At 68.6% G+C, this 26,420-nt stretch carries 23 protein-coding genes; 13 read left to right on the top strand and 10 right to left on the bottom strand.

The annotated features are described in order from the left end of the window. Window positions 1–398: 398 nt before the first annotated feature. Genes L632_RS0115380 through L632_RS0115365 form a run of 4 tightly spaced genes read right to left on the bottom strand, consistent with a single transcriptional unit; the run spans window position 399 to window position 5,445 of the window. Entirely contained in the window at window positions 399–2,024 is a 1,626-nt protein-coding gene (locus L632_RS0115380) for an ABC transporter ATP-binding protein (RefSeq protein WP_028713536.1), read from the bottom strand. Further along, the gene (locus L632_RS0115375) at window positions 2,021–2,830 is read right to left on the bottom strand and encodes an ABC transporter permease (RefSeq protein WP_028713535.1); all 810 of its coding nucleotides are present in this window, start codon (window positions 2,828–2,830) and stop codon (window positions 2,021–2,023) included. Before L632_RS0115375 ends, L632_RS0115380 begins: the two co-directional genes overlap by 4 nt. After that, the gene (locus L632_RS0115370) at window positions 2,827–3,765 is read right to left on the bottom strand and encodes an ABC transporter permease (protein ID WP_028713534.1); all 939 of its coding nucleotides are present in this window, start codon (window positions 3,763–3,765) and stop codon (window positions 2,827–2,829) included. Before L632_RS0115370 ends, L632_RS0115375 begins: the two co-directional genes overlap by 4 nt. A gap of 45 nt (window positions 3,766–3,810) precedes the next feature. Beyond that, window positions 3,811–5,445: an MFS transporter gene (locus L632_RS0115365; protein ID WP_028713533.1), complete on the bottom strand. Its 1,635-nt coding sequence runs from the start codon at window positions 5,443–5,445 to the stop codon at window positions 3,811–3,813. 250 nt (window positions 5,446–5,695) lie between these two features. Here L632_RS0115365 and L632_RS0115360 point away from each other — a divergent pair, with 250 nt between their 5' ends. Next, window positions 5,696–6,997, top strand: coding sequence for a D-amino acid dehydrogenase (locus L632_RS0115360; RefSeq protein ID WP_028713532.1), 1,302 nt, complete (start codon window positions 5,696–5,698; stop codon window positions 6,995–6,997). Between the two features lie 56 nt (window positions 6,998–7,053). Here L632_RS0115360 and L632_RS0115355 read toward each other — a convergent pair whose 3' ends face one another. Beyond that, a complete protein-coding gene (locus L632_RS0115355) occupies window positions 7,054–7,314 on the bottom strand; it encodes a GlsB/YeaQ/YmgE family stress response membrane protein (RefSeq protein ID WP_028713531.1) in 261 nt (86 codons plus the stop codon). Window positions 7,315–7,646: 332 nt separating this feature from the next. Here L632_RS0115355 and L632_RS0115350 point away from each other — a divergent pair, with 332 nt between their 5' ends. From L632_RS0115350 to L632_RS0115340, 3 genes are all read left to right on the top strand, one after another. Further along, on the top strand, window positions 7,647–8,393 hold the full coding sequence (locus L632_RS0115350; protein ID WP_028713530.1) for a L,D-transpeptidase: 747 nt from the start codon (window positions 7,647–7,649) through the stop codon (window positions 8,391–8,393). Between the two features lie 122 nt (window positions 8,394–8,515). Next, on the top strand, window positions 8,516–9,070 hold the full coding sequence (locus L632_RS0115345) for a hypothetical protein (protein WP_028713529.1): 555 nt from the start codon (window positions 8,516–8,518) through the stop codon (window positions 9,068–9,070). A gap of 69 nt (window positions 9,071–9,139) precedes the next feature. Then, window positions 9,140–10,051 (top strand): lytic transglycosylase domain-containing protein, encoded by a 912-nt coding sequence (locus tag L632_RS0115340; protein WP_028717090.1) that lies wholly within the window; start codon window positions 9,140–9,142, stop codon window positions 10,049–10,051. Window positions 10,052–10,111: 60 nt separating this feature from the next. Here the strand turns inward: L632_RS0115340 and L632_RS0115335 are convergent, their stop codons facing one another. From L632_RS0115335 to serB, 3 genes are all read right to left on the bottom strand, one after another. Then, a complete protein-coding gene (locus tag L632_RS0115335) occupies window positions 10,112–11,581 on the bottom strand; it encodes an ABC transporter substrate-binding protein (protein ID WP_028717089.1) in 1,470 nt (489 codons plus the stop codon). Between the two features lie 53 nt (window positions 11,582–11,634). Beyond that, window positions 11,635–12,327, bottom strand: a complete 693-nt coding sequence (locus L632_RS0115330; RefSeq protein WP_028713526.1) for a phosphatidylcholine/phosphatidylserine synthase — start codon at window positions 12,325–12,327, stop codon at window positions 11,635–11,637. 94 nt (window positions 12,328–12,421) lie between these two features. After that, the gene (gene serB, locus L632_RS0115325; protein WP_028713525.1) at window positions 12,422–13,297 is read right to left on the bottom strand and encodes a phosphoserine phosphatase SerB; all 876 of its coding nucleotides are present in this window, start codon (window positions 13,295–13,297) and stop codon (window positions 12,422–12,424) included. 192 nt (window positions 13,298–13,489) lie between these two features. Here serB and L632_RS0115320 point away from each other — a divergent pair, with 192 nt between their 5' ends. The 5 genes from L632_RS0115320 (at window position 13,490) to hspQ (ending at window position 19,880) form a co-directional block, all read left to right on the top strand. Continuing rightward, on the top strand, window positions 13,490–14,644 hold the full coding sequence (locus tag L632_RS0115320) for a phosphoserine transaminase (RefSeq protein ID WP_028713524.1): 1,155 nt from the start codon (window positions 13,490–13,492) through the stop codon (window positions 14,642–14,644). Window positions 14,645–14,756: 112 nt separating this feature from the next. Beyond that, the gene (gene serA, locus L632_RS0115315) at window positions 14,757–16,346 is read left to right on the top strand and encodes a phosphoglycerate dehydrogenase (RefSeq protein WP_028713523.1); all 1,590 of its coding nucleotides are present in this window, start codon (window positions 14,757–14,759) and stop codon (window positions 16,344–16,346) included. A gap of 52 nt (window positions 16,347–16,398) precedes the next feature. Then, window positions 16,399–17,205, top strand: coding sequence for a metallophosphoesterase (locus L632_RS22825; RefSeq protein WP_156929491.1), 807 nt, complete (start codon window positions 16,399–16,401; stop codon window positions 17,203–17,205). An 81-nt stretch (window positions 17,206–17,286) separates the two neighbouring features. Continuing rightward, the gene (locus L632_RS0115305; RefSeq protein ID WP_028713522.1) at window positions 17,287–18,915 is read left to right on the top strand and encodes a Na/Pi cotransporter family protein; all 1,629 of its coding nucleotides are present in this window, start codon (window positions 17,287–17,289) and stop codon (window positions 18,913–18,915) included. Window positions 18,916–19,547: 632 nt separating this feature from the next. Then, window positions 19,548–19,880: a heat shock protein HspQ gene (hspQ, locus tag L632_RS0115300; RefSeq protein WP_028713521.1), complete on the top strand. Its 333-nt coding sequence runs from the start codon at window positions 19,548–19,550 to the stop codon at window positions 19,878–19,880. Between the two features lie 6 nt (window positions 19,881–19,886). Here hspQ and L632_RS0115295 read toward each other — a convergent pair whose 3' ends face one another. Both L632_RS0115295 and L632_RS0115290 read right to left on the bottom strand, forming a co-directional pair. Continuing rightward, entirely contained in the window at window positions 19,887–20,456 is a 570-nt protein-coding gene (locus L632_RS0115295; RefSeq protein WP_028713520.1) for an ATP-binding protein, read from the bottom strand. Then, window positions 20,453–20,800: an STAS domain-containing protein gene (locus L632_RS0115290; protein ID WP_028713519.1), complete on the bottom strand. Its 348-nt coding sequence runs from the start codon at window positions 20,798–20,800 to the stop codon at window positions 20,453–20,455. Before L632_RS0115290 ends, L632_RS0115295 begins: the two co-directional genes overlap by 4 nt. Window positions 20,801–21,048: 248 nt before the next feature. Here L632_RS0115290 and L632_RS0115280 point away from each other — a divergent pair, with 248 nt between their 5' ends. From L632_RS0115280 to L632_RS0115265, 4 genes are all read left to right on the top strand, one after another. Beyond that, on the top strand, window positions 21,049–21,432 hold the full coding sequence (locus tag L632_RS0115280; RefSeq protein WP_028713518.1) for a hypothetical protein: 384 nt from the start codon (window positions 21,049–21,051) through the stop codon (window positions 21,430–21,432). A gap of 19 nt (window positions 21,433–21,451) precedes the next feature. After that, the gene (locus L632_RS25125; protein WP_084648118.1) at window positions 21,452–23,803 is read left to right on the top strand and encodes a M10 family metallopeptidase; all 2,352 of its coding nucleotides are present in this window, start codon (window positions 21,452–21,454) and stop codon (window positions 23,801–23,803) included. Window positions 23,804–24,026: 223 nt separating this feature from the next. Continuing rightward, complete coding sequence (locus tag L632_RS0115270) at window positions 24,027–25,439, top strand: circularly permuted type 2 ATP-grasp protein (RefSeq protein ID WP_028717087.1); 1,413 nt, start codon at window positions 24,027–24,029, stop codon at window positions 25,437–25,439. 13 nt (window positions 25,440–25,452) lie between these two features. Then, window positions 25,453–26,412, top strand: a complete 960-nt coding sequence (locus L632_RS0115265) for an alpha-E domain-containing protein (protein ID WP_028713516.1) — start codon at window positions 25,453–25,455, stop codon at window positions 26,410–26,412. Window positions 26,413–26,420: the final 8 nt, after the last annotated feature.

The raw sequence follows: 26,420 nt of genomic DNA, 5'->3' as shown, positions 1-26,420 counted from the left end.
GGCTGGCCGCCATGACAGGGGAGGAGCAACAGGCCCTGCGGCTGCGCGGGGCCTGTTGTCGTTACGGCCGGGCCTGCCGGACCGCTGCCATGAAGGTCATGGAAATTCAGCAAGTTGCAAGCCCTGCCGTCGGGCGTGGCTTTGGCTTTTCCCCGGATTGCGATTTTCGGCGCCGCAGGTGTCCGGGCGTGCGGGGCCTTCGGTCCGCGGATCGGGCGTGCGGTTGCGCGGCGCCCAGTCGGGAATCGGCGATTCGGGCATCGCTGGCAAGGGGCCGCCGCCCAGGCCGCCCCGGCCGGGTCTTGCCGCTGGCGGGCGGGATTTTCGGCCCATGGCCGGGCCCTGGCCGTGATCTGTGCGTGTCATCTTCGGGTCTGCGTTCAACAAGCCCGCAGCACCTATGGTTCGGGCGAAGAAAGTGCAACCCCGCTGACCTGTTCGTGAGCCTGCCATTCTGGCGGGATCCTCGGCGTCGCGGCCAGCAGGCTTTGGGTATAGGCGTGCTGCGGCGCCTGCATCACCGCGTGGGTCGGGCCGCTTTCGACGATGCGGCCTTTCTCCATGATCAGCACCCGGTCGGTGATCTGGCGCACCACCGCCAGGTCGTGGCTGATGAACAGGTAGGACAGGCCATGGCTGACCCGCAGCCGCGCCAGCAGGTCCAGCACCTGCGCCCGCACCCGCACGTCCAGGGCGCTGACCGCCTCGTCCAGCACGATCAGCCGCGGCTTGATGATCAGCGCCCGGGCGATGGCGATGCGCTGGCGCTGGCCGCCGCTGAATTCGTGGATGCGCCGGCGCATGGCCTCGGCGCCGGTGATTCCGACCTCGAACAGCGCCTCGGCCACCTGTTCGCGCCAGTCGCGGGGCAGGCCGGTCAGGTGGAAGGGTTCGGCCACCAGCCGCTCGACCCGCCAGCGCGGATCGAAGCTGCCGAACGGGTCCTGGAACACCACCTGCATCCTGGCGCGCAGATCGGCCGGCATGGCACGGCCGGCGCGGATTTCCTGCCCGTCCAGCAGGATGCGGCCGCCCTGCAGCGGATCGAGGCCCAGGATCGCCCGCGTCAGCGTCGATTTCCCGCAGCCGGATTCGCCGACCAGTCCGACCGATTCCCCGGCCTCGATGCGAAAGCTGACCCCGTCCACCGCCCGCAGGCTGCCGCGCGGCGCGGTCAGGCCGCGGCGGGGCAGGGGGTATTCGCGCACCGCCCCGTCCACCTGCAGCAGCGGCCGGGGTTTCGTGGCGGGCAGCACCAGCCGCGGCTGATGGGTCGAGGCGGCGAACAGCGCCCGGGTATAGGGGTGGCTTTGCTGGCGGAACACCGTCTCGGTCGGACCCTCCTCGACGATGCGGCCCTGCTGCATGACCGCCACGCGGTCGGCGATGCCCGAGACCACCGCAAGGTCGTGGGTGATGAGCAGCAGCGCCATCCCCTCGTCCCGCACCAGCCCGCGCAGCAGGTCGAGGATGCGGGCCTGCGTGGTCACGTCCAGCGCGGTCGTCGGCTCGTCGGCGATCAGCAGGTCGGGGCGCAGCGCGATGGCCAGCGCGATGGCGACGCGCTGGCGCTGGCCGCCCGAAAGCTGGTGCGGGTAAAGCGTCAGCGGAAAGCGCGGCGCGGTCAGGCCGACGCGGTCCAGCCGGTCGCGGGCACGTTCCAGCGCCGCCTTGCGGTCCAGGCGCTGATGGATACGCAGCACCTCGGCCACCTGGTCGCCGATGGTCATCAGCGGGTTCAACGCCGTCATCGGCTCCTGAAAGATCATGCCGATGCGTTTGCCGCGGATGCGGCACAGCTCCCGCTCGGGCAGTTCCAGCAGGTTCAGGCCGTCCAGGTTAACCCGGCCCTCGGCCCGCATGCCCTCGGGCAGAAGGCCCATGATCGCCAGCGCCGCCATGGACTTGCCCGAGCCGCTTTCGCCGACCAGCCCGGTGATCCGGCCGGGCGGCAATTGCAGGTCGAGGTCGCGCAGGATCTCATGCGCGCCGATCTCGACCGAGAGATTGGCGAGTTCGATCATGGCGACCTGCGCAATCTGAGGTCCAGCGCGTCGCGCAAGCCGTCGCCCAGCAGGTTGAGGCCCAGCACGGTGACGACGATGGCCAGGCCGGGGATAATGGCGACATGCGGGGCCAGCGCCACCATGGTCTGCGCCTCGGCCAGCATCCGGCCCCAGCTGGGCGTGGGCGGCTGCGCGCCAAGGCCGACATAGGAAAGGCCCGCCTCGGCCAGGATGCCGAGGCTGAACTGGATGGTGCCCTGCACGATCAGCAGGTTGGCGATGTTCGGCAGGATGTGCTGGACGCTGATGCGGGACGCGCCCTTGCCGGCGACCTGCGCGGCGCGGATATAGTCCAAGGTCCAGATCGGCAGCGCCGCGCCCCGGGTGACGCGGGCAAAGACCGGGATGTTGAAGATGCCGATGGCGATGATCGCGTTCAGCGCCGAAGGCCCCAGCGCCGCGGTGATGAGGATGGCGATGACCAGGCTGGGGAAGGCGAAGACCAGGTCGTTGCCGCGCATCACGATCTCGTCGATCCAGCCGCCGCGCGCCGCGGCGAGCAGGCCCAGCGGCACGCCGAAACCCATGCCGATGCCCACCGCGACCAGCGCCACCGCGATCGAGGTGCGCGCGCCGACCATGATCATCGACAGCATGTCGCGGCCGAAATGGTCGGTGCCCAGCCAATGCTGGCCCGAGGGCGGCAGCAGCTTCTGCGCGACGGCAAGCTGGGTGACGTCCGCCGGCGTCCACAGGAACGAAGCCAGCGCCGCGACCAGCGCCAGCCCGGAAAGCAGGGTGCCGAGGATCAGCGAGGCCCTCATCTGCGCAGCCTCGGGTCGACCAGCGCATAGGACAGGTCGACAAGGAAGGTGACCAGGATCACCGCCGCCACCAGCACCAGCACCGCGCTTTGCACCACGATCAGGTCGCGCTGGGTGATGGCCTGAAAGATCAGCCGGCCGAGGCCCGGCAGGTAGAAGACATTCTCGATGATGATCGCCCCGGCCAGCAGGAAGGAAAACTGCATCCCCAGGATGGTCAGCACCGGGATCAGCGCATTGCGCAGCGCATGGCGCGACAATGCCTGCCCGGCGCTCAGCCCCTTGGCGCGGGCGGTGCGGATGTAGTCCTGTCCCAGCGTCTCGACCAGGGCCGAGCGCAGCACGCGCGCCAGGATCGCCGCCTGCGGCAGGGCCAGCGCGAAAGCCGGCAGGATCAGGGATTTCAGCGCCGCGCCGGGATGGTCCCAGCCCGGAAAGCCGCCGGCCGGCAGCAGCCGCAGATTCACCGCGAAGACCAGCACCAGCAGCATGGCGAACCAGAAATTCGGCAGCGCGATGCCGATCTGCGTCGCCCCCATCACCACCGTGTCGCCCGCCCTGCCGCGGCGCGCGGCGGCGAACATGCCGATGGGCAGGGCGATCAGCGCCGCCAGCGCCAGCGCCATCAGCGCCAGCGGCAGCGAGACCTGCATGCGGTCGAGGATCATCCCGGCCACCGGCGTCTTGTAGGTGAAGCTGTGGCCCAGATCGCCGGTCAGCACGCCGCCCAGCCAGTGCAGGTAGCGCAGCGGCAAGGGCAGGTCCAGGCCCATCTGCTGGCGCAGCGCCGCCACCGTCTCGGGCTGGGCGCCGGTGCCCAGCATGAAGGCGGCCGGGTCGCCCGGCACCAGCTCGACCACCGAAAAGATCAGCGCCGAGGCCACGAGCAGGCTCAGGCCAAGCGAGATCAGGCGGCGGATCACATAGCGCAGCATGGGGAAACGCTAGTGCGGCTTTCCGTGCCGGTAAAGCCTTTGCGGTCAGGGCACCTCGAGCTTGCCGACCAGCGGCACGTCGTCGTCCAGGCTGACGGTGTGGCGTTCGATCATGCGGTGGACGACCGGCGGCTCCTTGCCGCGGTGCAGCTTGTTGATGTCCTGATAGGTCTCGAAATCGGCCTTGGTGCGGCGCAGGTTGTGGCGGACATATTCGTCCCAGGTGGCGATGTGATAGCTTTCGGTCCAGCGTTCGGGATGTTCCAGATCGCGCAGCAGCGCCCAGTTGCGCGCCCCGTCGCGGCGGCGGATGTTGCGGCGCAAGGCCATCAGCCGCAGGAATTCCGGCACGTCCAGCTGATCGATCTCGTAATCCACCATCACCATGATCGGGCCCGAGCGGCCGCGCAGGTCAAGCGCCAGCTCGGGCTCGCGGAAGCGGTTCACCGGGTCCAGGTCCAGCGTGCCGAATTCCGGGATGCGCAGCCAGTGCCCCAGCACCGCGCCCAGAAACAGCGGCACCGAGGCGGCGATCAGCGCCGTCTCCAGGTCGTAATTGTTGGCGACCGAGCCCCAGGCCCAGCTGCCCGCCGCCATGCCGCCGAAGACCGAGGTCTGGTAGAGCGCCAGCGCCCGCGCCACCACCCAGCGCGGCGTCGAAAGCTGCACCGTGACGTTGAACAGCGACAGTGCCAGCACCCAGCTTGCCCCCGCCGGCAGCATGGCCAGCGCGTGCAGCCAGGTGCTTTCGGTCAGCGCCAGCAGCAGGGCCGAGGCGCCGAAGGCGGCGAAGGCGACGCGGACCACGTTCTCGTTGTCCAGTCGCTCGCGCACATGCGGGTTGATCAGCGCGCCGCAGATCGCGCCCAGGCCGAAGCAGCCCAGGAGCAGGCCGAAGAGCAGCGAGCCGCCCGAGGGGTTCTGCTTGGCCACCAGCGGCAGCAGCGCCATGACGACGATGGCCGAAAAGCCGAACAGCGCCCCGCGCGTCAGCACCCGCATCAGGTTCGGCGACAGCGCCACATAGCGCAGCCCGGCGCCCACGGCGGCGACGAAGGGCTCGGGCGTGGTGACGCGCGGCGGCGTCACCGGATGCCAGCGCATCAGCGCGCCGAGCAGCGGGATGTAGCTGACCGCATTGACCGCGAAGGCCGCCGCCGCACCGAAGGCGGCGGTGATGATGCCGCCCACCGCCGGGCCGACCGAGCGCATCAGGTTGAAGCCGACCGAGTTCAGCGACACCGCCGCCGGCAGGTCGTCGCGCGGCACCAGGTCCTGCATGCTGGCTTGCCAGGGCGGGTTGTAGATCGCCTGCCCGACCCCGATCAGGAAGGTCAGCGACAAGAGCAGCAGGGGCGTCATCCAGCCCTGCCAGGTCAGCACCGCCAGCAGGACCGAGACCAGCGCCATGAACATCTGCGCCCCCAGCAGCAGGGTGCGGCGGTCGAGGATGTCGGCCAGCGCCCCGGACAGCAGCGCGAAAAGCATGATCGGCAAGGTGTTCGAGGCCTGCACCAGCGCGATCAGCGTCGCCGAATCGGTCAGCTGCGTCATCATCCAGGCCGCGCCGACCGCCTGCACCAGCCCGCCGAAATTCGAGATCAGCGTCGCCGACCAGAGCAGGCGGAAATCGCGATGGCGGAACGGGGCGAAGGGGCTCTTGCGGGCAGGGGCTGGCATGATCCGGGAAACCTGGGACATTGCGCCAAGCTTAGGCACAGCCCCGCCGGGCTGCAATCGGGCAGGCCGATTCTTGCCGCGCCTGCCTGATCTTTCGCGAATGGCAGGGATGATCGAAGAAAATTCGACATATTGTCGATATCTTCGGATAAATTTGACGAGGAACCGCAATCCAGCGGCGGAATCGGGAATTCATTTCCGCACGGGCTGCTATTCTTGCCCTCAACTTGGATTTGGGGGGTGCGCGACGATGAAGGTCATTATTCTTGGAGCGGGCGTGCTGGGTGTCACCTCGGCCTGGTATCTGGCCAAGGCCGGGCATGAGGTCACGGTGATCGACCGGCAGGACGGCCCGGCGCTGGAAACCAGCTTCGCCAATGCCGGCGAGATCTCGCCCGGCTATTCCTCGCCCTGGGCAGCGCCGGGCGTGCCGCTGAAGGCGCTGAAATGGATGTTCCAGCGCCATGCGCCGCTGGTGGTCCAGCCCCGGCTGGACTGGCAGCGCGTCTCCTGGATGGCGCGGATGCTGGCGAACTGCACCTCCTCGGCCTATGCCGTCAACAAGAGCCGCATGGTCCGTCTGGCCGAATACAGCCGCGACTGCCTGGGCGAGCTGCGCGCCGAAACCGGCATCCGCTATGACGAGCGCACGCAGGGCACCTTGCAGGTGTTCCGCAAGCAGCAGCAGCTGGACGCCGCCGGCAAGGACATCGAGGTGCTCAGGGCCGATGGCGTGCCCTTCGAGGTTCTGGACCGCGACGGCTGCGTCGCCGCCGAGCCGGGGCTGGCCGGTTCGGCCGAGCGGATCGTCGGCGGGCTGCGCCTGCCGGGCGACGAGACCGGCGATTGTTTCCTCTTTACCAACCGTCTGGCCGAGATGGCGGCGGCGGCCGGCGTGACCTTCCGCTGGGGCGTCAGCATCGAGGCGCTGGAGGCCGAGGGCGGCCGCATCAGCGCGGTGCGCACCGACAAGGGCCGGCTGACCGCCGACCGCTATGTGCTGGCCATGGGTTCCTATTCGCCGCGCATAGTGCGGCATCTGGGGCTGAAGCTGCCGGTCTATCCGCTCAAGGGCTATTCGCTGACCATCGACATCCAGGACGAAAGCCGCGCGCCGGTTTCGACGGTGATGGACGAGACCTACAAGGTCGCGATCACCCGCCTGGGCGACCGCATCCGCGTCGGCGGGCTGGCCGAGATCGCCGGCTACGACCTGAGCCTGAACCCGCGGCGCAAGGAAACGCTGGCGAAATCGGTGGGCGAGCTGTTCGGCGGGGCGGGCGATGCGGACAAGGCGCTGTTCTGGACCGGGCTGCGCCCGATGACCCCGGACGGCACGCCCATCGTCGGCGCGACGCCGATCCCGAACCTTTACCTGAACACCGGGCACGGCACGCTGGGCTGGACCATGTCGGCGGGCTCGGGGCGGCTGATCGCCGACCTGATCTCGGGCCGCAGGCCGGATATCGCCGCCGAGGACCTGGGCTATGGCCGTTACCTGCGCGGCGCGAAGACGGCCGGGCGCCCGGCGCTGCAGCCCGCCCGCGCCTGACCCGGCGGCCGGGCCATGCAAAAGGGGGCCGCTTGCGGCCCCCTTTTCGTTTCCGATCAGGCCTGCTTGATCAGGCGCAGCACCACCAGCAGGATCACCGCGCCGATGGTGGCGAAGATGATCGTGCCGAGGATCGGGGCCGATGCGCCCATGCCGAGCCCGAGCATGGGGAACAGCCAGCCGGCGATGACGGCGCCCAGGATGCCGACGACGATATTCATCAGCAGTCCCTGGCCGTGGCCTTTGACGATCAGCCCGGCCAGCCAGCCGGCGATCGCGCCGATGATAAGGGTGATAAGCAGGGCAGTCAGGGTCATGAAACGCTTCCTTTTCAAGCTTCCGGCCCGAATACCGGTCTGGCGGGGTAACGATTTCCGGCGCGGCCGGGTTCCCCGGCGCGGCCCCTGACGAGGCGTCCGGATCCGGTTACGGCCGGGCGGACACGGAAAACCGCGCGATTCGGCAACAGTTTGGTAACGATTGCGCCGGTCTGCGGGGCGCGGCCTTGACGGCGGAGGCCCGGGAAGGCTGATAAAAGGGCAGAAACCGTGCCCGTCCTCTGCTCGGACGGTGCCTGTGATCTGACGCAATGTCACTGCTGCCACGGCCGCGTCTCCCTGGGCGCGGCACGTTACGAAGGGAAACACCGATGCGCCTTGCACCGCTCATGCTGGCGATGGGCCTTGGCCTTGCCGCCTGCGCGCCCACGCCCCAGACCCCGGCCCAGCCGCCCGCCGCCGATCAGGGCGTCTACGGCGCCCGGACCGATTCCGGTCCGAATGGCGAGCCGATCGAGATCCACGCCGTCCGCCCCGCCTATCTGACCGAGCGCAACCGCCGCCAGCGCGTCGCCTATAACGGTCCCGAGGCGCCGGGCACCATCGTGGTCGACCCCTATGCCCGCTTCCTCTACCATGTGCTGGGCAACGGCGAGGCGATGCGCTTCGGCGTGGCGGTCGGCCAGGCCGGCAAGAACTTCCAGGGCACCGCCACCATCGGCCGCAAGCATGCCTGGCCCAGCTGGACGCCGACGGCGAACATGGTCCGCACCCAGCCCGAGCTTTACGGCCCGCTGAAGGGCGGCCTGCGCGGCGGGGTGGACAACCCGCTGGGCTCGCGCGCGCTCTATCTCTACAAGGGCGGGCGCGACACCATGTATCGCATCCACGGCACCATGGACCCGTCCTCGATCGGCAAGGCGACCTCGGCCGGCTGCATCCGCCTGTTCAACCAGGACATCATGGACCTGTTCGACGAGATCCCCAGCGGCACCGCGGTCAAGGTCCGCACCCGCGCCGAAAGCCTGGCGCTGGAGGGGCCGCTGGTCGAACTGCCGAACGGCTATCTTGCCCCGGCGCATGAGATGCAGACCGCCGAGGCCGGCCCGGCGCAGTAATTCGCGCCCGGATTTCCCCCGTCTTGCGCCCCGGTCCTGCAGGCCGGGGCGTTCTTTCTCTGGCCAGCGCCGCCGCGGCATGGCAGATTCCGCGCGCAATGCGCCCGAAAGGAGAAGCCTCCATGGCCAAGTCCGCCGATCAGACCCCCACCCCCTCGCGCGATCTGGACGCGCTTGCCGAGCAGACCCAGACCGCGGCGCTTCGCCTGCTGGATCTGGCGGCACTGACGGCGCTGCAGCGCGACCTGCGCGCGATGAAGGAAAGCGAGCAGGACGAGGCAGTGCGCAAGACCCTGGCCCAGGCCATGCGCCGGGCCGCCGCCGAAAAGCGCCGCCGCAAGGAACAGGGCGAATCGCCGGAGCCGGCCGCTGCCGCACCCGCCGCGCCGCCGCCCGCACCGGCCCCCGCCGAGGCGGCGAAGCCCGCCCGTCCCGTCCTGCCCAAGCCCGACAAGGCCGAGAGGAAGCGCATCAAGGAGGCCGAGAAGGCCGAGAAGAAGCGCGTGAAGGAAGCCGAGAAGGCCGAGCGCAAGGCCGCGAAACAGGCGGCGAAGGCGGCCGAGAAAGAGGCCGCCAAGGCCGAGCGCCGGGCGGCCAGGGCGGCGGGCGGCCCCGCCGCCGGGACGGAAAAGCCGGCCGGCAAGGCCAAGCCCGGCAAGGGCAGGAAAGCCGATTGAACGCGGGCGCGGTTCCCAAGCCGCGCCCGGCCTGCTATCTGAAGCCTGCCCGATCCATCCGAGTCTTGCATGCGCCGTCTGGTCCTGGCCCTTGTCGCTGTTCTGGCTGCAACCGCCGCGCCCGCCTATGAGGCGGTGGACGCGCTGCTGGGCCTGCGCGCGCCGCGCCCCTCCGAGAAGCTGCGCTGCACCGAGGACGGGCTCCAGTGCATCTCGCTGGCGAGCTATGTGCCGGATGTCTGCACCGCCATCGAGCGGGCGGCGGGCAGGAACGGGCTCGACCCGCATTTCTTCGCCCGGCTCCTGTGGAAGGAAAGCCTGTTCGAGCCGGGCGCGATCAGCCCGGTCGGCGCCATGGGCATCGCGCAATTCATGCCCGGCACGGCCGAGATGGTCGGGCTGGACGATCCCTTCAACCCGGCCAAGGCCATCGAGGCTTCGGCGCGCTATCTGGCCACGCTGACCGCGAGCTTCGGCAATGTCGGCCTTGCCGCCGTCGCCTATAACGGCGGCGAGAACCGGGCCGCGCGCTTCGTCGCGCAGGGCGGCAGCCTGCCCTGGGAGACGCAGGACTATGTGCAGGCGATCACCGGCCAGACGGCCTGGATCTGGCGCGACACGCCTCCGGCGCGGCTGGACGTGCGGCTGGACAAGGAGCGGCCCTTCCGCGAGGCCTGCATCGAGCTGGCCGGCAAGCGCAAGCTGCGCGAGTTCCAGACCCCCGAACATCCCTGGCCCTGGGGCGTGATCGTCGCCACCCATCCCAGCCAGTCCGGGGTCAGCCAGCAGGTCTCGCGGCTGAACCGGCAATTGCGGCCGATCCTGGGCGGCAAGCGGGTCAGCTATGTGCACCGCAAGATCTCGGGCGGGCCGCGCAAGCTTTATACCGCGCAGATCGGCTATTCCTCGAAGACCGAGGCCCATGCCTTCTGCAACCGGCTGCGCAGCCTGGGCGGGCGCTGCCTGGTGCTGCGGAACTGAAGCGCCGCACGGGCGGCGGCGTTTCCTGAGTATTTGGGAAACGGTGAAAGGCGGTGCCCCCTATTCCTTCCAATGCACCTTGGTCAGGTCGTTGGCCGGCATGGGGGTGTTTTCCCAGAGCCCCTCGATCTCCGCCTTGGCGACGCCGGTCTTCGCCATCTGGAACAGGAAGGCGTTGGCGTAGTCGTCGGCCAGGATCTCCTGCGCCCGTTTCAGCAGCGCCGAGCGTTCGGCCGGGTCGGTGGTGGCGTCGAGCTTCGCCATGACCTCGTCGAAGGCGGGGTTCCGGTAGTTGAAATAGTAATTCTCGCGGCCGTAGATATCGATGTCCATCGGCTCGACATGGCTGATGATGGTCAGGTCGTAATCGGCGTTCTTGAACACCTGCTCCAGCCACTGCGCCCATTCCATGTTGGTGATCTGCGTCTGGATACCCACGGCGCGCAGCTTGGCGGCGACGATCTCGCCGCCGCGGCGGGCATAGGGCGTCGGCGGCAGGGCGAGGCGCAGGGTCAGGTTCTCGGCCCCCGCCTCGGCCAGCAGCTTTTTCGACAGGTCCGGATCGTATTGCGATTTCGCGGTCAGATCGACGTAATCGGGATGATGCGGCGCGAAATGCGTGCCGATGGGCGTGCCATAGCCGAACATCGCGCCGTCGATGATTTCCTGGCGGTCGATGGCATGGGCAATGGCCGCGCGCACCTTCACCTCGGCCAGCGCCGGGTGCTTGTGGTTCATGGCCAGGATCGTCTCGCCCTCGGTGGTGCCGACCAGCACCTTGAAGCGCGGATCGGCCTGCAGCTGGGCCAGCGTCTCCGGGGCGGGATAGATCGGGAAGGCGTCGATGTCGCCCGCCATCATCGCCGCGAAGGCGGCGCTGGGATCGCCGATGAAGCGGAAGGTGGCGGTTTTCAGCGCCGGCCTCTCGCCCCAGTAGCCGTCGAAGGCGTCGAGCCGGATATGGTCGCCCTGTCGCCATGCGCCGAACCTGAACGGGCCGGTGCCGACGGGCCTGGTGGCGATGTCCTTGATGCTGGACTGGTCGACCATCACCGCGTCGCCCCAGGCCATCTTGAAGGGGAAGCCGCCGTCCGGGGCCTTCAGCGTGACGCGGACGGTCAGCGGGTCCAGCGCCTCGACCGTCTCGATGCCCTCGAACAGGGCCTTCTGGGCGTTGGTGCTGTCGGGCGCCCGGGCCCGGTCGAGCGAGAAGATCACGTCCTGCGCGTCGAAGGCGCTGCCGTCGTGGAAGGTCACGCCGGGCCGCAGGTGGAAGACATAGGTCTTGCCGTCCGCGCTTTCCCAGCTTTCGGCCAGGCCGGGCTGCACGCTGCCGTCGGGCGCGACGCGGGTCAGCCCCTCGAAGACATTGGCATAGACCACCTCGTCGATGGCGGCGGCGGCGCCCCCTGTCGGGTCCAGGTTCGGCGGTTCGAGAACCATGGCCAGCGTGATCGAATCCGGCGCCGCCAGCGCCGGCGCTGCCAGCATGGCCGCCGCAGCGGCCGCCTGCATGAATTTCGCGAACATCCCTGTCCCCCTGGCTTATCCCAGGGGCACATTCCCGGCAAAACGCCCGGCGATCAACCCCGTCTCTCGGTCAGTTGCTGGGCAAGGCCCGCGAAGATCAGCCAGAGCGAGCTGAGCAGAAGTCCCCAGCGGGCAAAGCTTTCGGGATGGAAATCGACCAGCACCGCCCAGACCGAAAAGCCGACCCAGGCCACGGTCACCGGCAGCGAGACCGACCGCCAGCGTTCGGTCCGCATCGGGTGGATGAATTTCACATTGGTGAACATGGTGATCGCCAGCGTCACCACGATGGCGAGCGTCAGCCAGAAATCCGGCTTGATCGCGAACAGCACCAGCACCACCATGTTCCAGCAGGCGGGGAAGCCGGCAAAGGAATTGTCGCGGGTCTTCATGCGGGTGTCGGCGAAATAGATCACGCTGCCATAGGTGATGGCGATGATGGCGATCCAGCCGGTCCAGCCCGGCAGCAGCCCCGACATGAACAGCGCATAGGCGGGAATGAAGACATAGGTCAGGTAGTCGATGATCAGGTCCATCAACACGCCGTCATAGGTCGGCCAGTTGGTCTTGACGTGATAGCGCCGCGCCAGCGGCCCGTCGATGCCGTCCACGATCAGGGCGACGACCAGCCAGAAGAACATCTGCGACCATTCCGCCCGGGCGGCGGCCAGCAGGGCAAGCATGGACAGCACCGCTCCGGTCGCGGTCAGCAGATGCACGGCAAGGGCTTTGAGGCGCGGATTCATCCCCTGCTTCTGTCACCGAACGGTCATGACCGCAAGTTCACGCCGGGTTGCACGCTGCGCTTTGCCGCGGGGTGATGCGGGGATGCCCGCATGGCTATTCTGCGAATTCCTCGGCCGCGTAGCCTTGCAGATAGAGCAGGGCGGTCAGGTCGCCGTGGTTGATTCGCAGGCTGACCTGCGCCGCGACCACGGGTTTCGCATGCAGCGCGACGCCCATGCCGGCCAGCTGCAGCATGCCCAGGTCGTTGGCGCCGTCGCCCACCGCCAGCACGTCGGCGGGCGAGAGGCCGCGCCTGGCGGCGATGTCGGTCAGCGCCTCGACCTTGGCCTCGCGGCCCAGGATCGGCAGGGCGACATGGCCGGTCAGCACGCCCTCCTCGGCCAGCAGCGTGTTGGCGCGGTGCTCGTCGAAGCCGAGCGCCGCGGCGACCGGGCCGGTGAAATCGGTGAAGCCGCCCGAGACCAGCGCCGCATAGGCGCCCTGCGCCCGCATCGTGGCGACCAGCTGCCGGCCGCCGGGAGCCAGCGTGATGCGGCTGTCCAGCACCTGTCCGATCGCGGTTTCGGGCAGGCCGGCCAGCAGGCCGACGCGGGCCAGCAGCGCCTCGTGGAAGTTCAGCTCTCCGTTCATGGCGCGGGCGGTGATGGCGGCGACGCGCTCGCCCACGCCGGCGACATCCGCGAGCTCGTCGATGCATTCCTGCTGGATCATGGTCGAATCCATGTCGGCGAGCAGCACCGCCTTGCGCCGGCCCGCGGTCGGCTGGATCGCGAGGTCGAACCCCTCGGCCTGCAGCCTGTCCCAGACCTGCCAGAAATCCTGCGGCTCGGCGGCGAGGGGAAATTCGGCGGCGATGCCCGGGGCCAGCCAGAGCGGTCGGCCACCGTTCCAGGCGCCGCGGAGTTCCTCGACCAGCGCGGCGGACAGGTCCGCGCGGCCGGGCGCGGCGAGGATGGTGACGGTGAACATGAAGGCCCCTTGGCGGTTGTTTGCGGCAGCACTAGCCAAAGCGGTGCCGCGGATCAATCGGTCGGATTCATGCCGCGAATCTGTCGCAAACGTCGCTTGCAAATTTTTCTTGCGGGAATCCCTCGCCGGCGCTAAGGCGGTCAGCGGGACACGCCGCCCCAACGCGGCGCTTATAGCTGGAAGGCTAACATCATGGGCAAGACTGCTCCGGCCGCGCGGCCGGCCAATCCGCGCTTTTCCTCGGGGCCCTGCGCCAAGATCCCCAATTTCTCGCTGGACATGCTTGCCGACGCGCCGCTGGGCCGTTCGCATCGCGCCGCCGTGGGCAAGGCCAAGCTGGCCGAGGCCATCGACCTGACCCGCGAGGTGCTGGGCGTGCCGGCGGATTACCGCATCGGCATCGTTCCCGCCTCGGATACCGGCGCCGTCGAGATGGCGCTGTGGTCGCTTCTGGGCGCGCGCAAGGTCGAGATGCTGGCCTGGGAGAGCTTCGGCGAGGGCTGGGTCACCGACGTGGTGAAGCAGCTGAAGCTGGACGCCACGGTCCGCAAGGCCGATTACGGCAAGATCGTGGATTTCGCCCAGGTCGATTTCGACAATGACGTGGTCTTCACCTGGAACGGCACCACCTCGGGCGTGCGGGTTCCGAACGGCGACGCCATTCCGGCCGACCGTGCCGGGCTGACCATCTGCGACGCCACCTCGGCCGCCTTCGCGATGGATCTGCCCTTCGACAAGCTGGATGTGGTGACGTTCAGCTGGCAGAAGGTGCTGGGCGGCGAGGGTGCGCATGGCGTGCTGATCCTGTCGCCGCGCGCCGTCGAGCGGCTGGAGGGTTACACTCCCGCCTGGCCGCTGCCGAAGATCTTCCGCATGACCAAGGGCGGCAAGCTGATCGAGGGCATTTTCAAGGGCGAGACCATCAACACGCCCTCGATGCTTTGCGTCGAGGATTACCTGGTGGCGCTGAAATGGGCGCAAGCCTTGGGCGGCCGCAAGGCGCTGGTCGCCCGGGCCGAGGCCAATGCCAAGGCGGTGCGCGACTTCATCGCCACCCGCGACTGGATCGCCGACCTGGCCGAGGATCCGGCCACCGCCTCGACCACCTCGGTCTGCCTGAAATTCACCGATGCGCGCATCAAGGACGGCGCCGCCTTCGCCAAGGCCGTCGCCAAGCGGCTGGAGAAGGAAGGCGTGGCGCTGGATGCCGGCGCCTATCGCGATGCGCCCCCGGGCCTGCGGATCTGGTGCGGCTCGACCGTCGAGACCGGTGATGTCGCGGCGCTGATGCCCTGGATCGAATATGCCTTCGAGGCCGAGATCGAGGCGCAGGCGGAAGTCGCCTGACGGTGAACGGGGGGCGCTGCCCCCCGCNCCCCCCGGAGTATTTGTGAAACGGTGAAAGCCGGATGGGCCATGTCGCCCGCCGCCGGCCCCCGCATATCCAGAGGATAGAGAAATGCCCAAGGTTCTTGTTTCGGACAAGCTTTCGGAAACCGCCGTTCAGATCTTTCGTGATCGCGGCGTCGAGGTGGATTATTTGCCGGATGTCGGCAAGGACAAGGAAAAGCTCGCGGAGATCATCGGCCAGTATGACGGGCTGGCCATCCGCTCGGCCACCAAGGTGACGGCGAAGCTGCTGGAGGCCGCGACCAATCTGAAGGTGATCGGCCGCGCCGGGATCGGCGTTGACAATGTCGACATTCCGGCCGCCTCGAAGAAGGGCGTCATCGTGATGAACACGCCTTTCGGCAACTCGGTGACGACCGCCGAACACGCCATCGCGCTGATGTTCGCCGTGGCCCGGCAATTGCCCGAGGCCAGCGTCTCGACCCATGAGGGCAAGTGGGAGAAGAACCGCTTCATGGGCGTCGAGGTCTTCAACAAGGTGCTGGGCGTCATCGGGGCGGGGAATATCGGTTCCATCGTCATCGACCGGGCGCTGGGGCTGAAGATGAAGGTGCTGGCCTATGACCCCTTCCTGTCCGAGGATCGGGCCAAGGAACTGGGGGTGAAGAAGGTCGAGCTGGACGAGTTGCTGGCCAAGGCCGATTTCATCACCCTGCATGTGCCGCTGACCGAGAAGACCCGCAACATCCTGTCGCGCGAGAACCTGGCCAAGACCAGGAAGGGCGTGCGCATCGTCAATGCCGCGCGCGGCGGGCTGATCGACGAGGAGGCCTTGGCCGAGCTGCTGAAATCCGGCCACGTCGCCGGGGCGGCGCTCGACGTCTTCGCCACCGAGCCTGCGACCGAAAGCCCGCTGTTCGGCCTGCCGAACGTGGTGGTGACGCCGCATCTGGGCGCCTCCACCACCGAGGCGCAGGAGAACGTGGCCCTGCAGGTTGCCGAGCAGATGTCGGACTATCTGCTGACCGGCGCGGTGCAGAACGCGCTGAACATGCCCTCGGTCACGGCCGAGGAAGCGGCGGTGATGGGGCCCTGGCTGAAGCTGGCCGGCCATCTGGGCGCCTTCATCGGCCAGATGACCGACGAGCCGATCCAGGCGATCAACGTGCTTTACGACGGCGTCGCCTCCGAGATGAACCTCAAGGCGCTGAACGCCGCGGTGATCGCGGGCGTGATGCAGGCAACCAACCCGGACGTGAACATGGTCTCGGCCCCGGTCATGGCCGCCGAGCGGGGCGTGCAGGTGGCGACCACGACGCAGGGCAAGTCGGGGGTCTTCGACGGCTATATCAAGGCCACCGTGGTCACCGACACGCGCGAGCGGTCCATCGCCGGCACGGTGTTCAGCGACGGCAAGCCGCGCTTCATCCAGATCCGCGGCATCAATGTCGATGCCGAGATCGGCGCGCATATGCTCTATACCCGCAACAGGGACGTGCCGGGCGTCATCGGCGCGCTGGGCATGACCCTGGGCGATCTGGGCGTGAACATCGCCAATTTCACCCTGGGCCGTACCAAGACCGGCGACGATGCCATCGCTATCCTCTATCTTGACGAGCCGCTGAAGCCCGAGGCGCTGGAGGCCCTGCGCGCCACCGGCAAGTTCCTGCAGGTGCGGCCGCTGCAATTCGAGGTTTGAACCTTGCGGACCCCCGGACTAGGCTCCGGGGGTCTTCATTTGCGGGGGCGGCATGCGGACCTATGCCATCGGCGACATTCACGGCCATCTGGACCTGCTCACGGCGGCGCATGAGCTGATCGCGCGCGACGATGCGGCGCGGGGCGGCGGCGGCACGCTGGTCCATGTCGGCGATCTGCTGGACCGCGGCCCGGATTCGCGCGGCGTGGTCGATTACCTGATGCGCGGCCAGGCCGAGGGCCGGCCCTGGATCGTGCTGAAGGGCAATCACGACCGTTTCCTGCCGCGGCTCGTGCTGCAGCCGGACTGGATCGATCCCGGTCTGGCCTCGGGGCGGCACTGGCTGGACCATGGCTCGCTGGGCGCGGCCGAGACGCTGGCCTCTTACGGGGTCGAGATCCGCGACCATGCCCGCACCCGTGCCGAAGTGCTGCGCGCGGTGCCCCAGGCGCATCTGCGCTGGCTGGACGCGCTGCCGCTGTGGCATCTGGCGCCGCAGGCGCTGTTCGTGCATGCCGGCATCCGGCCCGGGGTCGATCTGGCCCGGCAGACCGAGCATGACCTGGTCTGGATCCGCAAGGGCTTTCTGGACGATGCCGGCGATCACGGGGTGCTGGTGGTGCATGGCCACAGCCCGGTCGAGCGGGTGACGCATTTCGGCAACCGCCTGGCCATCGATACCGGCGCCGCCTATGGCGGGCCGCTGAGCGTCGTCGTCCTGGACGAGACCGGGCCGCATCTGCTGACCGAGGCCGGGCGCGCGCCGATCCTGCCCCCGGAGCCGCGCCGGCCGCCTGCCGATGTGGCAGGGGCGCAAGGGCCTCGGCGGGAAATGCCTCAAATCCCCGCCATCCATTGACCCTTGCGGGCGAGGGGCCAAATATCGGGGGAAGGCATGCGCCGTCCGCCGTTCCGGCCCGGCGCCAGGAGGTGAAGCGCCGTGCAGTCCTTGTCCGTCATGTTCCAGCTGGCCGGTGCCGTGGCGCTGCTGCTCTTCGGGCTGGCGCTGGTGCGCGACGGGATGGTGCGCGCCTTCGGGGTCAGGCTCAAGATGGTGCTGGGGCGCGGCACGCGCACCGGGCCGCGGGCCTTCGTCTCGGGTCTGGTGGCGACGCTGGGGCTGCAAAGCTCGACCGCGACGGCGCTGATGACCGCCTCTTTCGTGGATCGCGGCATGATCCGGCCCCGCATGGCGCAGATCGCGCTGCTGGGCGCCAATCTGGGCACGGCCCTGACCGCCTGGATCGTCGCCTCGGGGATCGAGGCGCTGGTGCCGGTGCTGTTGCTGGTCGGCTATGTGCTGCGCCGGCAGGACCGCCGCGGCTGGTCGGGGGGCGGGGTGGCGCTGATCGGCATTGCGCTGATGCTGCTGTCGCTGGCCCTGCTGGGCCAGGCGACCGAGCCGTTGCGGGATTCCGCGGCCATGGCGGCCTTCCTGGCCATGCTGGGCAATGCCTGGCCGGTGGCGCTGGCCTTCGCGGCCGGGCTGGCGGTGCTGTGCTCGTCCTCGCTGGCGGTGGTGATGCTGGTGCTGTCGCTGGGCATGGACCCGGCGCTGACCGTGGTGCTGGTGCTGGGCGCCAATCTGGGCGGGGCGATTCCGCCGGTCCTGGCCACCGCCGGGCAGGGGATCGCCGCCCGCCGCGTCGCCTTGGGCAACCTGGTCGTGCGCGGCGTCGGCTGCCTGCTGGTGCTGCCGCTGGCCGGGCGGGCGGCGCAGCTGCTGACCGCCGTGCCGCTGCCCGAGACCGGGCTGGCGGTCGAGGCGCATCTGGCCTTCAACCTGTTGCTGGCGGCGGCGATCTGGCCCTTTTCGGGCCTGGTCACCCGTCTGACCGCCGCGATCCTGCGCGAGGAGGAGCAGCCCCCGCCGATCGAGGCGCAGCTGCTGGACGGCACGGCACTGGACACGCCCGCCGTCGCCTTGGCCCGCGCCAGCCGCGCCGCGCTGGCCATCGGCGACGTGGTCGAGCGGATGCTGCAGCAGGCCCGCACCGCCTTCGCCCGCGGTGATGACGCGCCGCTGGCCGAGGTCGAGGTGCTGGAGCAGCGCGTGGACCGCATGCAGCAGGAGGTCAAGAGCTTCCTCTCCCGCCTCGGCCGCGAGGCCGGCGAGGCCGAGCGGCGCCAGGCCATCACCATCCTGGATTACGTCATCAACCTGGAACATGTCGGCGACATCATCGACAAGGGCCTCGGCCCCGAGATCCGCAAGAAGGCGGCGCTGTCGCTGCGCTTTTCGGAAGAGGGCTATAGCGAACTCGACGGGTTGTTCCTGATGACCATCGAGAACCTGCGCATCGCCCAGACCGTCTTCATGACCCGCGACCGCGAACTGGCGCGCCAGCTGATGGAGGAGAAGGTCGAGATCCGGCGCCTGGAACGCCTGTCCTCGCAGCGCCATCTGATGCGGCTGCGCGAGGGGCGGCCCGACAGCCAGCAGACCTCTTCGCTGCATCTGGACATCTTGCGCGACCTGAAGCGGGTGAACGCGCATATCGTCTCGGTCGCGCATCCGATCCTGGACGAGGCCGATCTGCTGATCGAAAGCCGGCTGAAGACCGGCTAGGCTGTCGTCTTGCTCGGGTTCGGACAGGAGTCGCGCAGCGGTCTGGGTGCTGGTCGGTTCCTTTTCGCGGAATGCGGGAAGGCTGGGCCGAGCCCTCAGAGATGAGTCCGCCGGCGGGATCGGGTATGCGCGCACGCAAGGGACGCGGAATGCGGTCCGGTCCTGCCGCGCTTTCCCGGCAGACAAGCGGCGGTCGGCCTTGGCGAAGCTTTCGCCCGACCGTCGAGCAGGCGCGTGGCCGTGGATCGGACGGGGCCGCGCGTGCCACTGGCCGACCGTGGCCTTCGCCGCTTGCCTATTCCGCCCGCGGGCGCTTGGCCGGCAATCCGCAAGAGCCGGCAGCCCGGGCGGCCGGACAACCGCTTCCCTGTGGCGCGGGCTGCTCGCCTTCTTCGCCAAGGTGCGGCGATCCGCAAGAGCCGGCTCTCCAGCCGGCGCCGCGACCATCCCCGCCCGTCAGCTGCATGGCGATAATCTTTTCCGGGCGCCTGCCTGCCGCCATGCGCGTTGCGGATGCCGGACGGGCGGCGGAATCTGCGGCACGCAACCCGCACAGTCCCGCCGGTCTGCGCCCGGACGGTGGACAGCGGCGCCCGGGAGTTGTATGAGCCGCGCCAAACAGGAACGGTGAGATGCGGATTCCGTCCAAGACCGCGAAATACAATCTGGGCCAGGTGGTCCGCCATCGCGAACATCCGTTCCGCGGTGTGGTCTTCGACGTGGACCCGGAATTCGCCAATACCGAGGAATGGTACGAATCCATCCCCGAGGAATCGCGCCCGGCCCGCAACCAGCCCTTCTATCACCTCTATGCCGAAACCGAGGCGACCTTTTACGTCGCCTATGTCTCGGAACAGAACCTGGTGCCGGACCATTCGGGCGAGCCGCTGGAACATCCCGAGGTGATGGAGATGTTCGGCGAATTCCAGGACGGCCATTATCCCCTGCAGATCGGGCTGAACTGAACGGCTTCAGGCCTCAGGCGTCGCCGGGGCCGGATTCGGCTTGCCGGGCAGCAGCGGCTCGGTCACCGGGACGATGAAGGCCAGGAAGTTCCGCCGCCCCTCGCGGAAATAGCTGAGCGAGGCGGTCAGTTCTTGGATCAGGAACCAGCCGAACCCGCCTTCGGGCAGCATCACGACGGCCTCGGCGTCGCGGGGCCCGGGGCCGCTATAGGGCAGGCCGCGCGGATCGAGGCAAGAGGGCGGCAGCGGCCGGCCGTCATCGGTCACCGCGCAGGCGATCCCGCCGACATGGCGCGCCACGCAAAGATGGATCAGCGGTGCATGGGACCGGCCGCCAAGGCGCATCGCCTCGTTGCGGGTGCCGTGTTCGCAGATGTTGTTCAGCACCTCGGCCAGCGCGAGTTCGAGCTTGGCGATCACCTCCTCGCCGGCGGTGCCGTCGAACCGCTCGCGCAGGAACAGCAGCGCGGCGCGCACGGTGGCGGGATCGGCGCGGAAGATGCGGTGGAACATGGGCCGCCGCCCCGGCGGGGGCTGGCGCAGCCGTTTTTCGGCCCGGTCCGGCAAGGCGCTCATCTTTCGGGTCTCTCCTCTCGGGCGGCGGGCATGTCGGAAGCCTTGCGGATGGTCAGCACCGTGTCCATCCTGGTCAGGCGAAACACCCGCTCGACGCTGGGCGTCAGCCCGGTCAGCGTCAGCTGCCGTCCCGCGGGCATGGCCTTGAAGATCGCGATGACCGCGCCCAGGCCGGAGCTGTCCATGAATTCGACCCCGCCCAGATCCAGCGTCACCTGCGGCCCGCCGACCGAGATCATGCTGCGCACGCGGTCCTTGAATGCGGTGGCAATGGCGGCGTCGAGGCGGCGTTCATCGACGCGGATCGTCAGCCCGTCCGGCTGGGGCAGCAATGTCAGTTGCATGTTCGTTTCCGGTATTCCCATCTGTTCTGCCCCCTTTCTAGGACGCAATCCTTACCGGGCGGTAAGCATCGCGCGGATTTCCGCCCGCCCGGCGGCGAAAGTGCGCGGGATTTTCAGGAAATTTCCGCCGCATTCCCGCCGCATTCCCGCCAGACGGCCGAAAGCCCGCCTCGGAGCACGTTGATGCGCTTTGCGGCGCGGGCTAGGGTCGGGGGATTGCCGACGGCTTCCGGATGAAGAATGACCCCATGCGCCTTGCCCTGCTGCCCGCGGCCTTGCTTGCGGCCTGCGCCATGACCGGCGCCCCCCTGGCCGGGCCGGTGGCGCTGACCTGTCCCGCGGGGGAGGATGCCGAGGCGGCGCGGCTTTGCGCCGCGCTCGACCAGGCGCTGCGCCAGTCCGGGCACCGGATCTCTGGGGCCGGGGCTTCGCTGCGCCTGGTCCTGGACGCGCAAAGCCCGCGCCCCGGTCTTCTGCGGGCAAGGCTGACGGTCGAGGACGGCGCCGGCCGGCACGAGGGCGAAGAGGTCGAGCTCTCGGTGACGGACCGCGCCTCGATCCCCGACAGCTCGATCCGCGCGCTGGCCCGGTCGCTGCTGGAAACGGCGCTGCCGCACCCCTTCCGCAACTGATTCTGCACAAGGAATTCCCATGACGCCTGCCTTCTGGAACCCCGCCGCAACCGGCCTTGCAGGCCCGTCGCTGCGCGGCAAAGAGCCGCAGCGCGCCCTTCGGGTCGAAGGCAGCGATGCCCCGGCCTCGACCGCCACCGGCTATGCGATGAGCGTGGGCGACACGTTCAACGGCGTGCTGGGCGCGGGCGACCGGGACTGGGTGCGGGTGCAGCTGCAGCCGGGCAGCTATGTCATCACGCTGGATTCGCGGGGCGCGGCCGGGGTTCACGACCCCTATCTGCGGGTGATGAACGGCAACGGTGCGCTGATCGCCCAGAACGACGACGGCAACGGGCTGAACTCGCGGCTGGTGCTGAACGTGGCCGCCCCGGCCACCTATTACCTTGAGGCGGGCAGCTATGCCGGCGCCTATAGCGGCGCCTACAGCCTGGGGGTCGCCGCGGTCGCGCCGCTGCGCAACTTCACCATGGCCGAGATCGCCCAGCAGCTGACCGACGGCTACTGGCAGGCCAGCGGCGGTGCACGCCGGGCGTTCGAGCCGGGCCCGGGCGGGGTCCTGAACGTCGACCTGTCCGGCCTGACCCCGGCGGGGCGGCAGCTGGCCAGCATGGCGCTGTCGGCATGGGAGCAGGCGACCGGCCTGACCTTCAACCGCAACCCCGGCCCGAACGCCGCCATCCACATCACCTTCGACGACAACCAGCCGGGGGCCTGGTCCTCGTCGATCATCAGCGGCGGCAGGATCATCAGCTCGGAGGTGAATGTGGGGCTGGACTGGCTGAGCAGCTACGGCACCGGCTACAACACCTATAGCTACCAGACCTATATCCACGAGATCGGCCACGCCCTGGGACTGGGCCATGCCGGCAATTACAACGGCGGTGCCACCTATGGCGTGGACAACCACTATCTGAACGACAGCTGGCAGGCCTCGGTCATGTCCTATTTCGACCAGCGCCAGAACAGCTCGGTGAATGCCAGCTATGCCTATGCCGTCTCGGCGATGATGGCCGACATCCTGGCGATGCAGCGGCTTTACGGCGTCTCGGGCATCCGCACCGGCAACAACACCTATGGCGAAACCACCAACGCCGGTCCCAGCTATGCCACCATCGCGGGCCTGCTGCGCAATGCCAGCACGCGCGACGACATCACCTTCGCCATCTTCGACCAGGGCGGCGTGGACATGCTGGACCTGGCCACCGATACGCATAATCAGCGCATCTCGCTGGCACCGGGAACGGTCTCGAACGCCTATGGGCTGGTCGGCAACATCTCGATCGCGCCGGGCACGCTGATCGAGAACGTGCAGGCCGGGCGCGGCAACGACGTGGTGATCGGCAACTGGACCAACAACCTGCTGCGCGGCGGGCCGGGCAATGACACGCTGCGCGGCAATGACGGAAACGACACGCTGAACGGCCAGGGCGGCGCCGATCTGCTGGAAGGCGGCCGCGGCAACGACACCTATGTCGTGGATGCGGCCGACCGCATCGTCGAGGCGGCGGATGCCGGCATCGACACGGTGCGGTCGCATGCGAGCCTGCAGCTGGGTGCCAATCTGGAAAACCTGGTGCTGATTTCGGACGCGGCGCAGAACGGCACCGGTAACGGGCTGGCGAACCGGATCACCGGCAATGCCCATGCCAACCGGCTGAGCGGGCTGCAGGGGTTCGACACGCTGCTGGGGCTGGGCGGCAACGACACGCTGGGGGGCGGCAACGGCAATGACTGGCTGGACGGCGGCGCCGGGGCCGACCTGCTGGAGGGCGGGCCAGGCAACGACACCTATGTCACCGACGGGCTGGACCGGATCGTCGAGGCGGCGGGGGCGGGCATCGACGTGGTGCGCTCGACCGCGAGCCTGCAGCTGGGCGCCAATCTGGAAAACCTGGTGCTGATTTCGGGCGCGGCGCAGAACGGCGGCGGCAATGCGCTGGCGAACCGGATCACCGGCAATGCCCATGCCAACCGGCTGAGCGGCTTTCAGGGCAACGATACGCTGCTGGGCCTGGGCGGCAATGACACGCTGGACGGCGGCAACGGCCATGACTGGCTGGAAGGCGGCGCCGGGGCCGACCTGCTGATCGGCGGCTATGGCAACGACACGCTGCTGGGCGGTGCGGGGGCCGATCACTTCGCCTTTCACGGCGGGCGGGACGTGGTGCGCGATTTTCAGGACAATATCGACACGCTGCGCATCGACGACGCGCTTTGGGGCGGCGGGACGCGCAGCGTGGCGCAGGTGCTGCAATATGCCCGGGCCGTGGACGGCAATACCGTCTTCGACTTCGGCAATGGCAATGTGCTGACGCTGAACGGCTTCGCCAATATCGCCGCGCTGCAGGACGACCTGATCATCGTCTGAGCCGCTGCCCGCGCAACGGGCAAGGGCATCGCGGCCCTTTTTGCCGGGCTTTTCCCGCGATTCGCCGTTGTCGCGGAGGGTGCGGCCGGTCCTTTGCCTATTCTGCAGGCAGAAAGCGCCCCGGCCTCGTCAAACCCGGATTTCCTTTTGCCCGCAGGGCGCGGCGCTGTGGACAGCGCCGGTCCAGATGCGAAGATCAGGGCCAGAGGTGAGGGTTGCAGTGATGACGATCTATTACAATGAAATGGTCGATGGCGGCCGGGTGCGCGAGCCCTATGCCATGCTCTCGGACTGGATCGAGACCATGCCCGCCGAGATCCGCCAGATGAAGCAGGCCGAGGCCGAGGCACTGTTCCGCCGCATTGGCATCACCTTCGCGGTCTATGGCGAGGGCGGCGACCCGGACCGGCTGATCCCCTTCGACATGATGCCGCGGGTGTTCCTGCAAAGCGAATGGCGGCGGCTGGAACGCGGCATCAAGCAGCGGGCGCGGGCGCTGAACGCCTTCCTGCGCGACGTCTACGGTCGGGGCGAGATCGTGCGCGCCGGCCGCATCCCGGCGCGGCTGGTCTATCAGAACGATGCCTATGAAAAGGCGGTGGTCGGCTTCGTGCCGCCGCGCGGGGTGTTCTCGCATATCGTCGGCATCGACATCGTGCGCACCGGCCGGGACGAGTTCTACGTGCTCGAGGACAATTGCCGCACCCCCTCGGGCGTCAGCTACATGCTGGAAAACCGCGAGATCATGATGCGCATGTTCCCGGCGCTGTTCCGCAACAACCGCATCGAGCCGGTGGACCAGTATCCCGAGCTGCTGCGCCGCACGCTCGCCTCGGTGGCGCCGGCGAAATGCGAGGGCACGCCGACCGTGGTGATCCTGACGCCGGGCCATTACAACAGCGCCTATTACGAGCACAGTTTCCTTGCCAACCTGATGGGGGTGGAACTGGTCGAGGGCAGCGACCTGTTCGTCGATGGCGGTTTCGTCTACATGCGCACCACGCAGGGGCCGAAGCGGGTGGACGTGATCTATCGCCGCATCGACGACCCCTTCCTTGACCCGCTGTGCTTCCGGCGCGATTCCATGCTGGGCGTGCCGGGGCTGATGGATGTCTATCGCTCGGGCGGGGTTTCCATTGCCTCGGCGCCGGGGGCAGGGGTGGCCGACGACAAGGCGGTCTATACCTTCGTGCCCGAGATGGTCCGCTTCTATCTGGGCGAAGAGCCGATCCTGCGCAACGTCCAGACCTGGACGCTGTGGAAGGACGAGGATTACCGCTACGTCATGGCCAACCTGAAGGACCTGGTGGTCAAGGAGGTGCATGGCTCGGGCGGCTACGGCATGCTGATCGGCCCCTGCGCCAGCCAGGCCGAGATCGCCTCCTTCGCCGAGCGCATCAAGGCCGATCCCGGCAATTACATCGCCCAGCCGACGCTGGCGCTGTCCACCAGCCCGACCTTCGTGGAGGAGGGGGTGGCGCCGCGCCATGTCGACCTGCGCCCCTTCTGCCTTTGCGGCGACCGGGTCGAGCTGGTGCCGGGCGGGCTGACCCGCGTGGCGCTGCGCGAGGGCTCGCTGGTGGTGAACTCGTCGCAGGGCGGGGGCGTCAAGGACACCTGGGTCCTGTCGGAATAGGAAAGGGCCAGCCATGCTCAGCCGCACCGCCGCCAACCTGTTCTGGATGGGCCGTCACCTGGAACGCGCCGAAACCGCCGCCCGCCTGCTGGACGTGGGCGCGCGCATCACCCTGCTGCCGAACACCGCCGAGGGCTATCGCAACGAATGGGAATCGCTTCTGCGCGCCTCGGGGGCGCAGGCCGCCTTTGCCGGGCATTACGGCGACGAGATCACGCAGGAGAATATCGAAAGCTGGCTGTTCTTCGACCACGCCAATCCGTCCTCGGTCGCCTCCTGCATCGAAAGGGCGCGCGAGGGCGGGCGGATCGTGCGCACGGCGCTGACCAGCCAGGTCTGGGACGCGCTGAACACCGCCTATCAGGAGCTGCGGGCGCTGCAGCGCCGGCCGCGCGGCCAGCTCGACACCGCGCTGCTGACCGATTTCACCACCCGGCACGGCTCGACCGTGCGCGGCGCCATGAACGCCACGCAATTGCGCAACGACGGCTGGCATTTCATCAACCTGGGCTATTCGCTGGAGCGCGCCGACGCCACCGCCCGGCTGCTGGACGTGAAGTATTTCGTGCTGCTGCCGCGGGTCGAGTTCGTGGGCTCGGGCCTCGACAATTACCAGTGGCAGGTGATCCTGCGCGCGCTTTCGGCGCATCGGGCCTTCCACTGGGCCTATGGCGGCGAGGTGACGGCCAGCAAGGTCGCGGATTTCCTGATCCTGAACGGCGAAAGCCCGCGTTCGCTGCTGACCTCGCTTTACGAGGCGGTCTGGCATCTGGACGGGCTGGTGCGCCGCTATGGCGCCGATGTGCCGGCCAGCGCCTCGGCCCGGGCGCATCAGACGCTGGAGCAGCTGATGGCCCGCGACATCGAGGCGATCTTCGACGAGGGGCTGCACGAATTCCTGTCCTGGTTCATCAACGAGCTGGCCAGCATCTCGAACGCCGTGCATGACGATTACCTGAGCGGACGGATGTAGGGGGCGGA

The organism is Paracoccus sp. J39 (genome assembly GCF_000518925.1).
Taxonomy (GTDB): domain Bacteria; phylum Pseudomonadota; class Alphaproteobacteria; order Rhodobacterales; family Rhodobacteraceae; genus Paracoccus.
Note: the sequence above shows the minus strand (reverse complement) of the source record. Positions and strands in the feature narration are given on the sequence as shown.

Bases quoted from the DNA above. Each gene is read 5' to 3' on its own strand.
- serB (WP_028713525.1), bottom strand. From the start codon at position 13,297: ATGTTCACCGTCACCATCCTCGCCGCGCCCGGCCGCGCGGACCTGTCC.
- L632_RS0115375 (WP_028713535.1), bottom strand. From the start codon at position 2,830: ATGAGGGCCTCGCTGATCCTCGGCACCCTGCTTTCCGGGCTGGCGCTG.
- L632_RS0115380 (WP_028713536.1), bottom strand. From the start codon at position 2,024: ATGATCGAACTCGCCAATCTCTCGGTCGAGATCGGCGCGCATGAGATC.
- L632_RS0115290 (WP_028713519.1), bottom strand. From the start codon at position 20,800: ATGCAACTGACATTGCTGCCCCAGCCGGACGGGCTGACGATCCGCGTC.
- L632_RS0115320 (WP_028713524.1), top strand. From the start codon at position 13,490: ATGGGCAAGACTGCTCCGGCCGCGCGGCCGGCCAATCCGCGCTTTTCC.
- L632_RS0115370 (WP_028713534.1), bottom strand. From the start codon at position 3,765: ATGCTGCGCTATGTGATCCGCCGCCTGATCTCGCTTGGCCTGAGCCTG.
- L632_RS0115340 (WP_028717090.1), top strand. From the start codon at position 9,140: ATGCGCCGTCTGGTCCTGGCCCTTGTCGCTGTTCTGGCTGCAACCGCC.
- L632_RS0115345 (WP_028713529.1), top strand. From the start codon at position 8,516: ATGGCCAAGTCCGCCGATCAGACCCCCACCCCCTCGCGCGATCTGGAC.
- L632_RS0115360 (WP_028713532.1), top strand. From the start codon at position 5,696: ATGAAGGTCATTATTCTTGGAGCGGGCGTGCTGGGTGTCACCTCGGCC.
- L632_RS0115270 (WP_028717087.1), top strand. From the start codon at position 24,027: ATGACGATCTATTACAATGAAATGGTCGATGGCGGCCGGGTGCGCGAG.
- L632_RS0115280 (WP_028713518.1), top strand. From the start codon at position 21,049: ATGCGCCTTGCCCTGCTGCCCGCGGCCTTGCTTGCGGCCTGCGCCATG.
- hspQ (WP_028713521.1), top strand. From the start codon at position 19,548: ATGCGGATTCCGTCCAAGACCGCGAAATACAATCTGGGCCAGGTGGTC.
- L632_RS25125 (WP_084648118.1), top strand. From the start codon at position 21,452: ATGACGCCTGCCTTCTGGAACCCCGCCGCAACCGGCCTTGCAGGCCCG.
- L632_RS0115335 (WP_028717089.1), bottom strand. From the start codon at position 11,581: ATGTTCGCGAAATTCATGCAGGCGGCCGCTGCGGCGGCCATGCTGGCA.
- L632_RS0115350 (WP_028713530.1), top strand. From the start codon at position 7,647: ATGCGCCTTGCACCGCTCATGCTGGCGATGGGCCTTGGCCTTGCCGCC.
- L632_RS22825 (WP_156929491.1), top strand. From the start codon at position 16,399: ATGCGGACCTATGCCATCGGCGACATTCACGGCCATCTGGACCTGCTC.
- L632_RS0115265 (WP_028713516.1), top strand. From the start codon at position 25,453: ATGCTCAGCCGCACCGCCGCCAACCTGTTCTGGATGGGCCGTCACCTG.
- L632_RS0115365 (WP_028713533.1), bottom strand. From the start codon at position 5,445: ATGCCAGCCCCTGCCCGCAAGAGCCCCTTCGCCCCGTTCCGCCATCGC.
- L632_RS0115330 (WP_028713526.1), bottom strand. From the start codon at position 12,327: ATGAATCCGCGCCTCAAAGCCCTTGCCGTGCATCTGCTGACCGCGACC.
- L632_RS0115355 (WP_028713531.1), bottom strand. From the start codon at position 7,314: ATGACCCTGACTGCCCTGCTTATCACCCTTATCATCGGCGCGATCGCC.
- serA (WP_028713523.1), top strand. From the start codon at position 14,757: ATGCCCAAGGTTCTTGTTTCGGACAAGCTTTCGGAAACCGCCGTTCAG.
- L632_RS0115295 (WP_028713520.1), bottom strand. From the start codon at position 20,456: ATGAGCGCCTTGCCGGACCGGGCCGAAAAACGGCTGCGCCAGCCCCCG.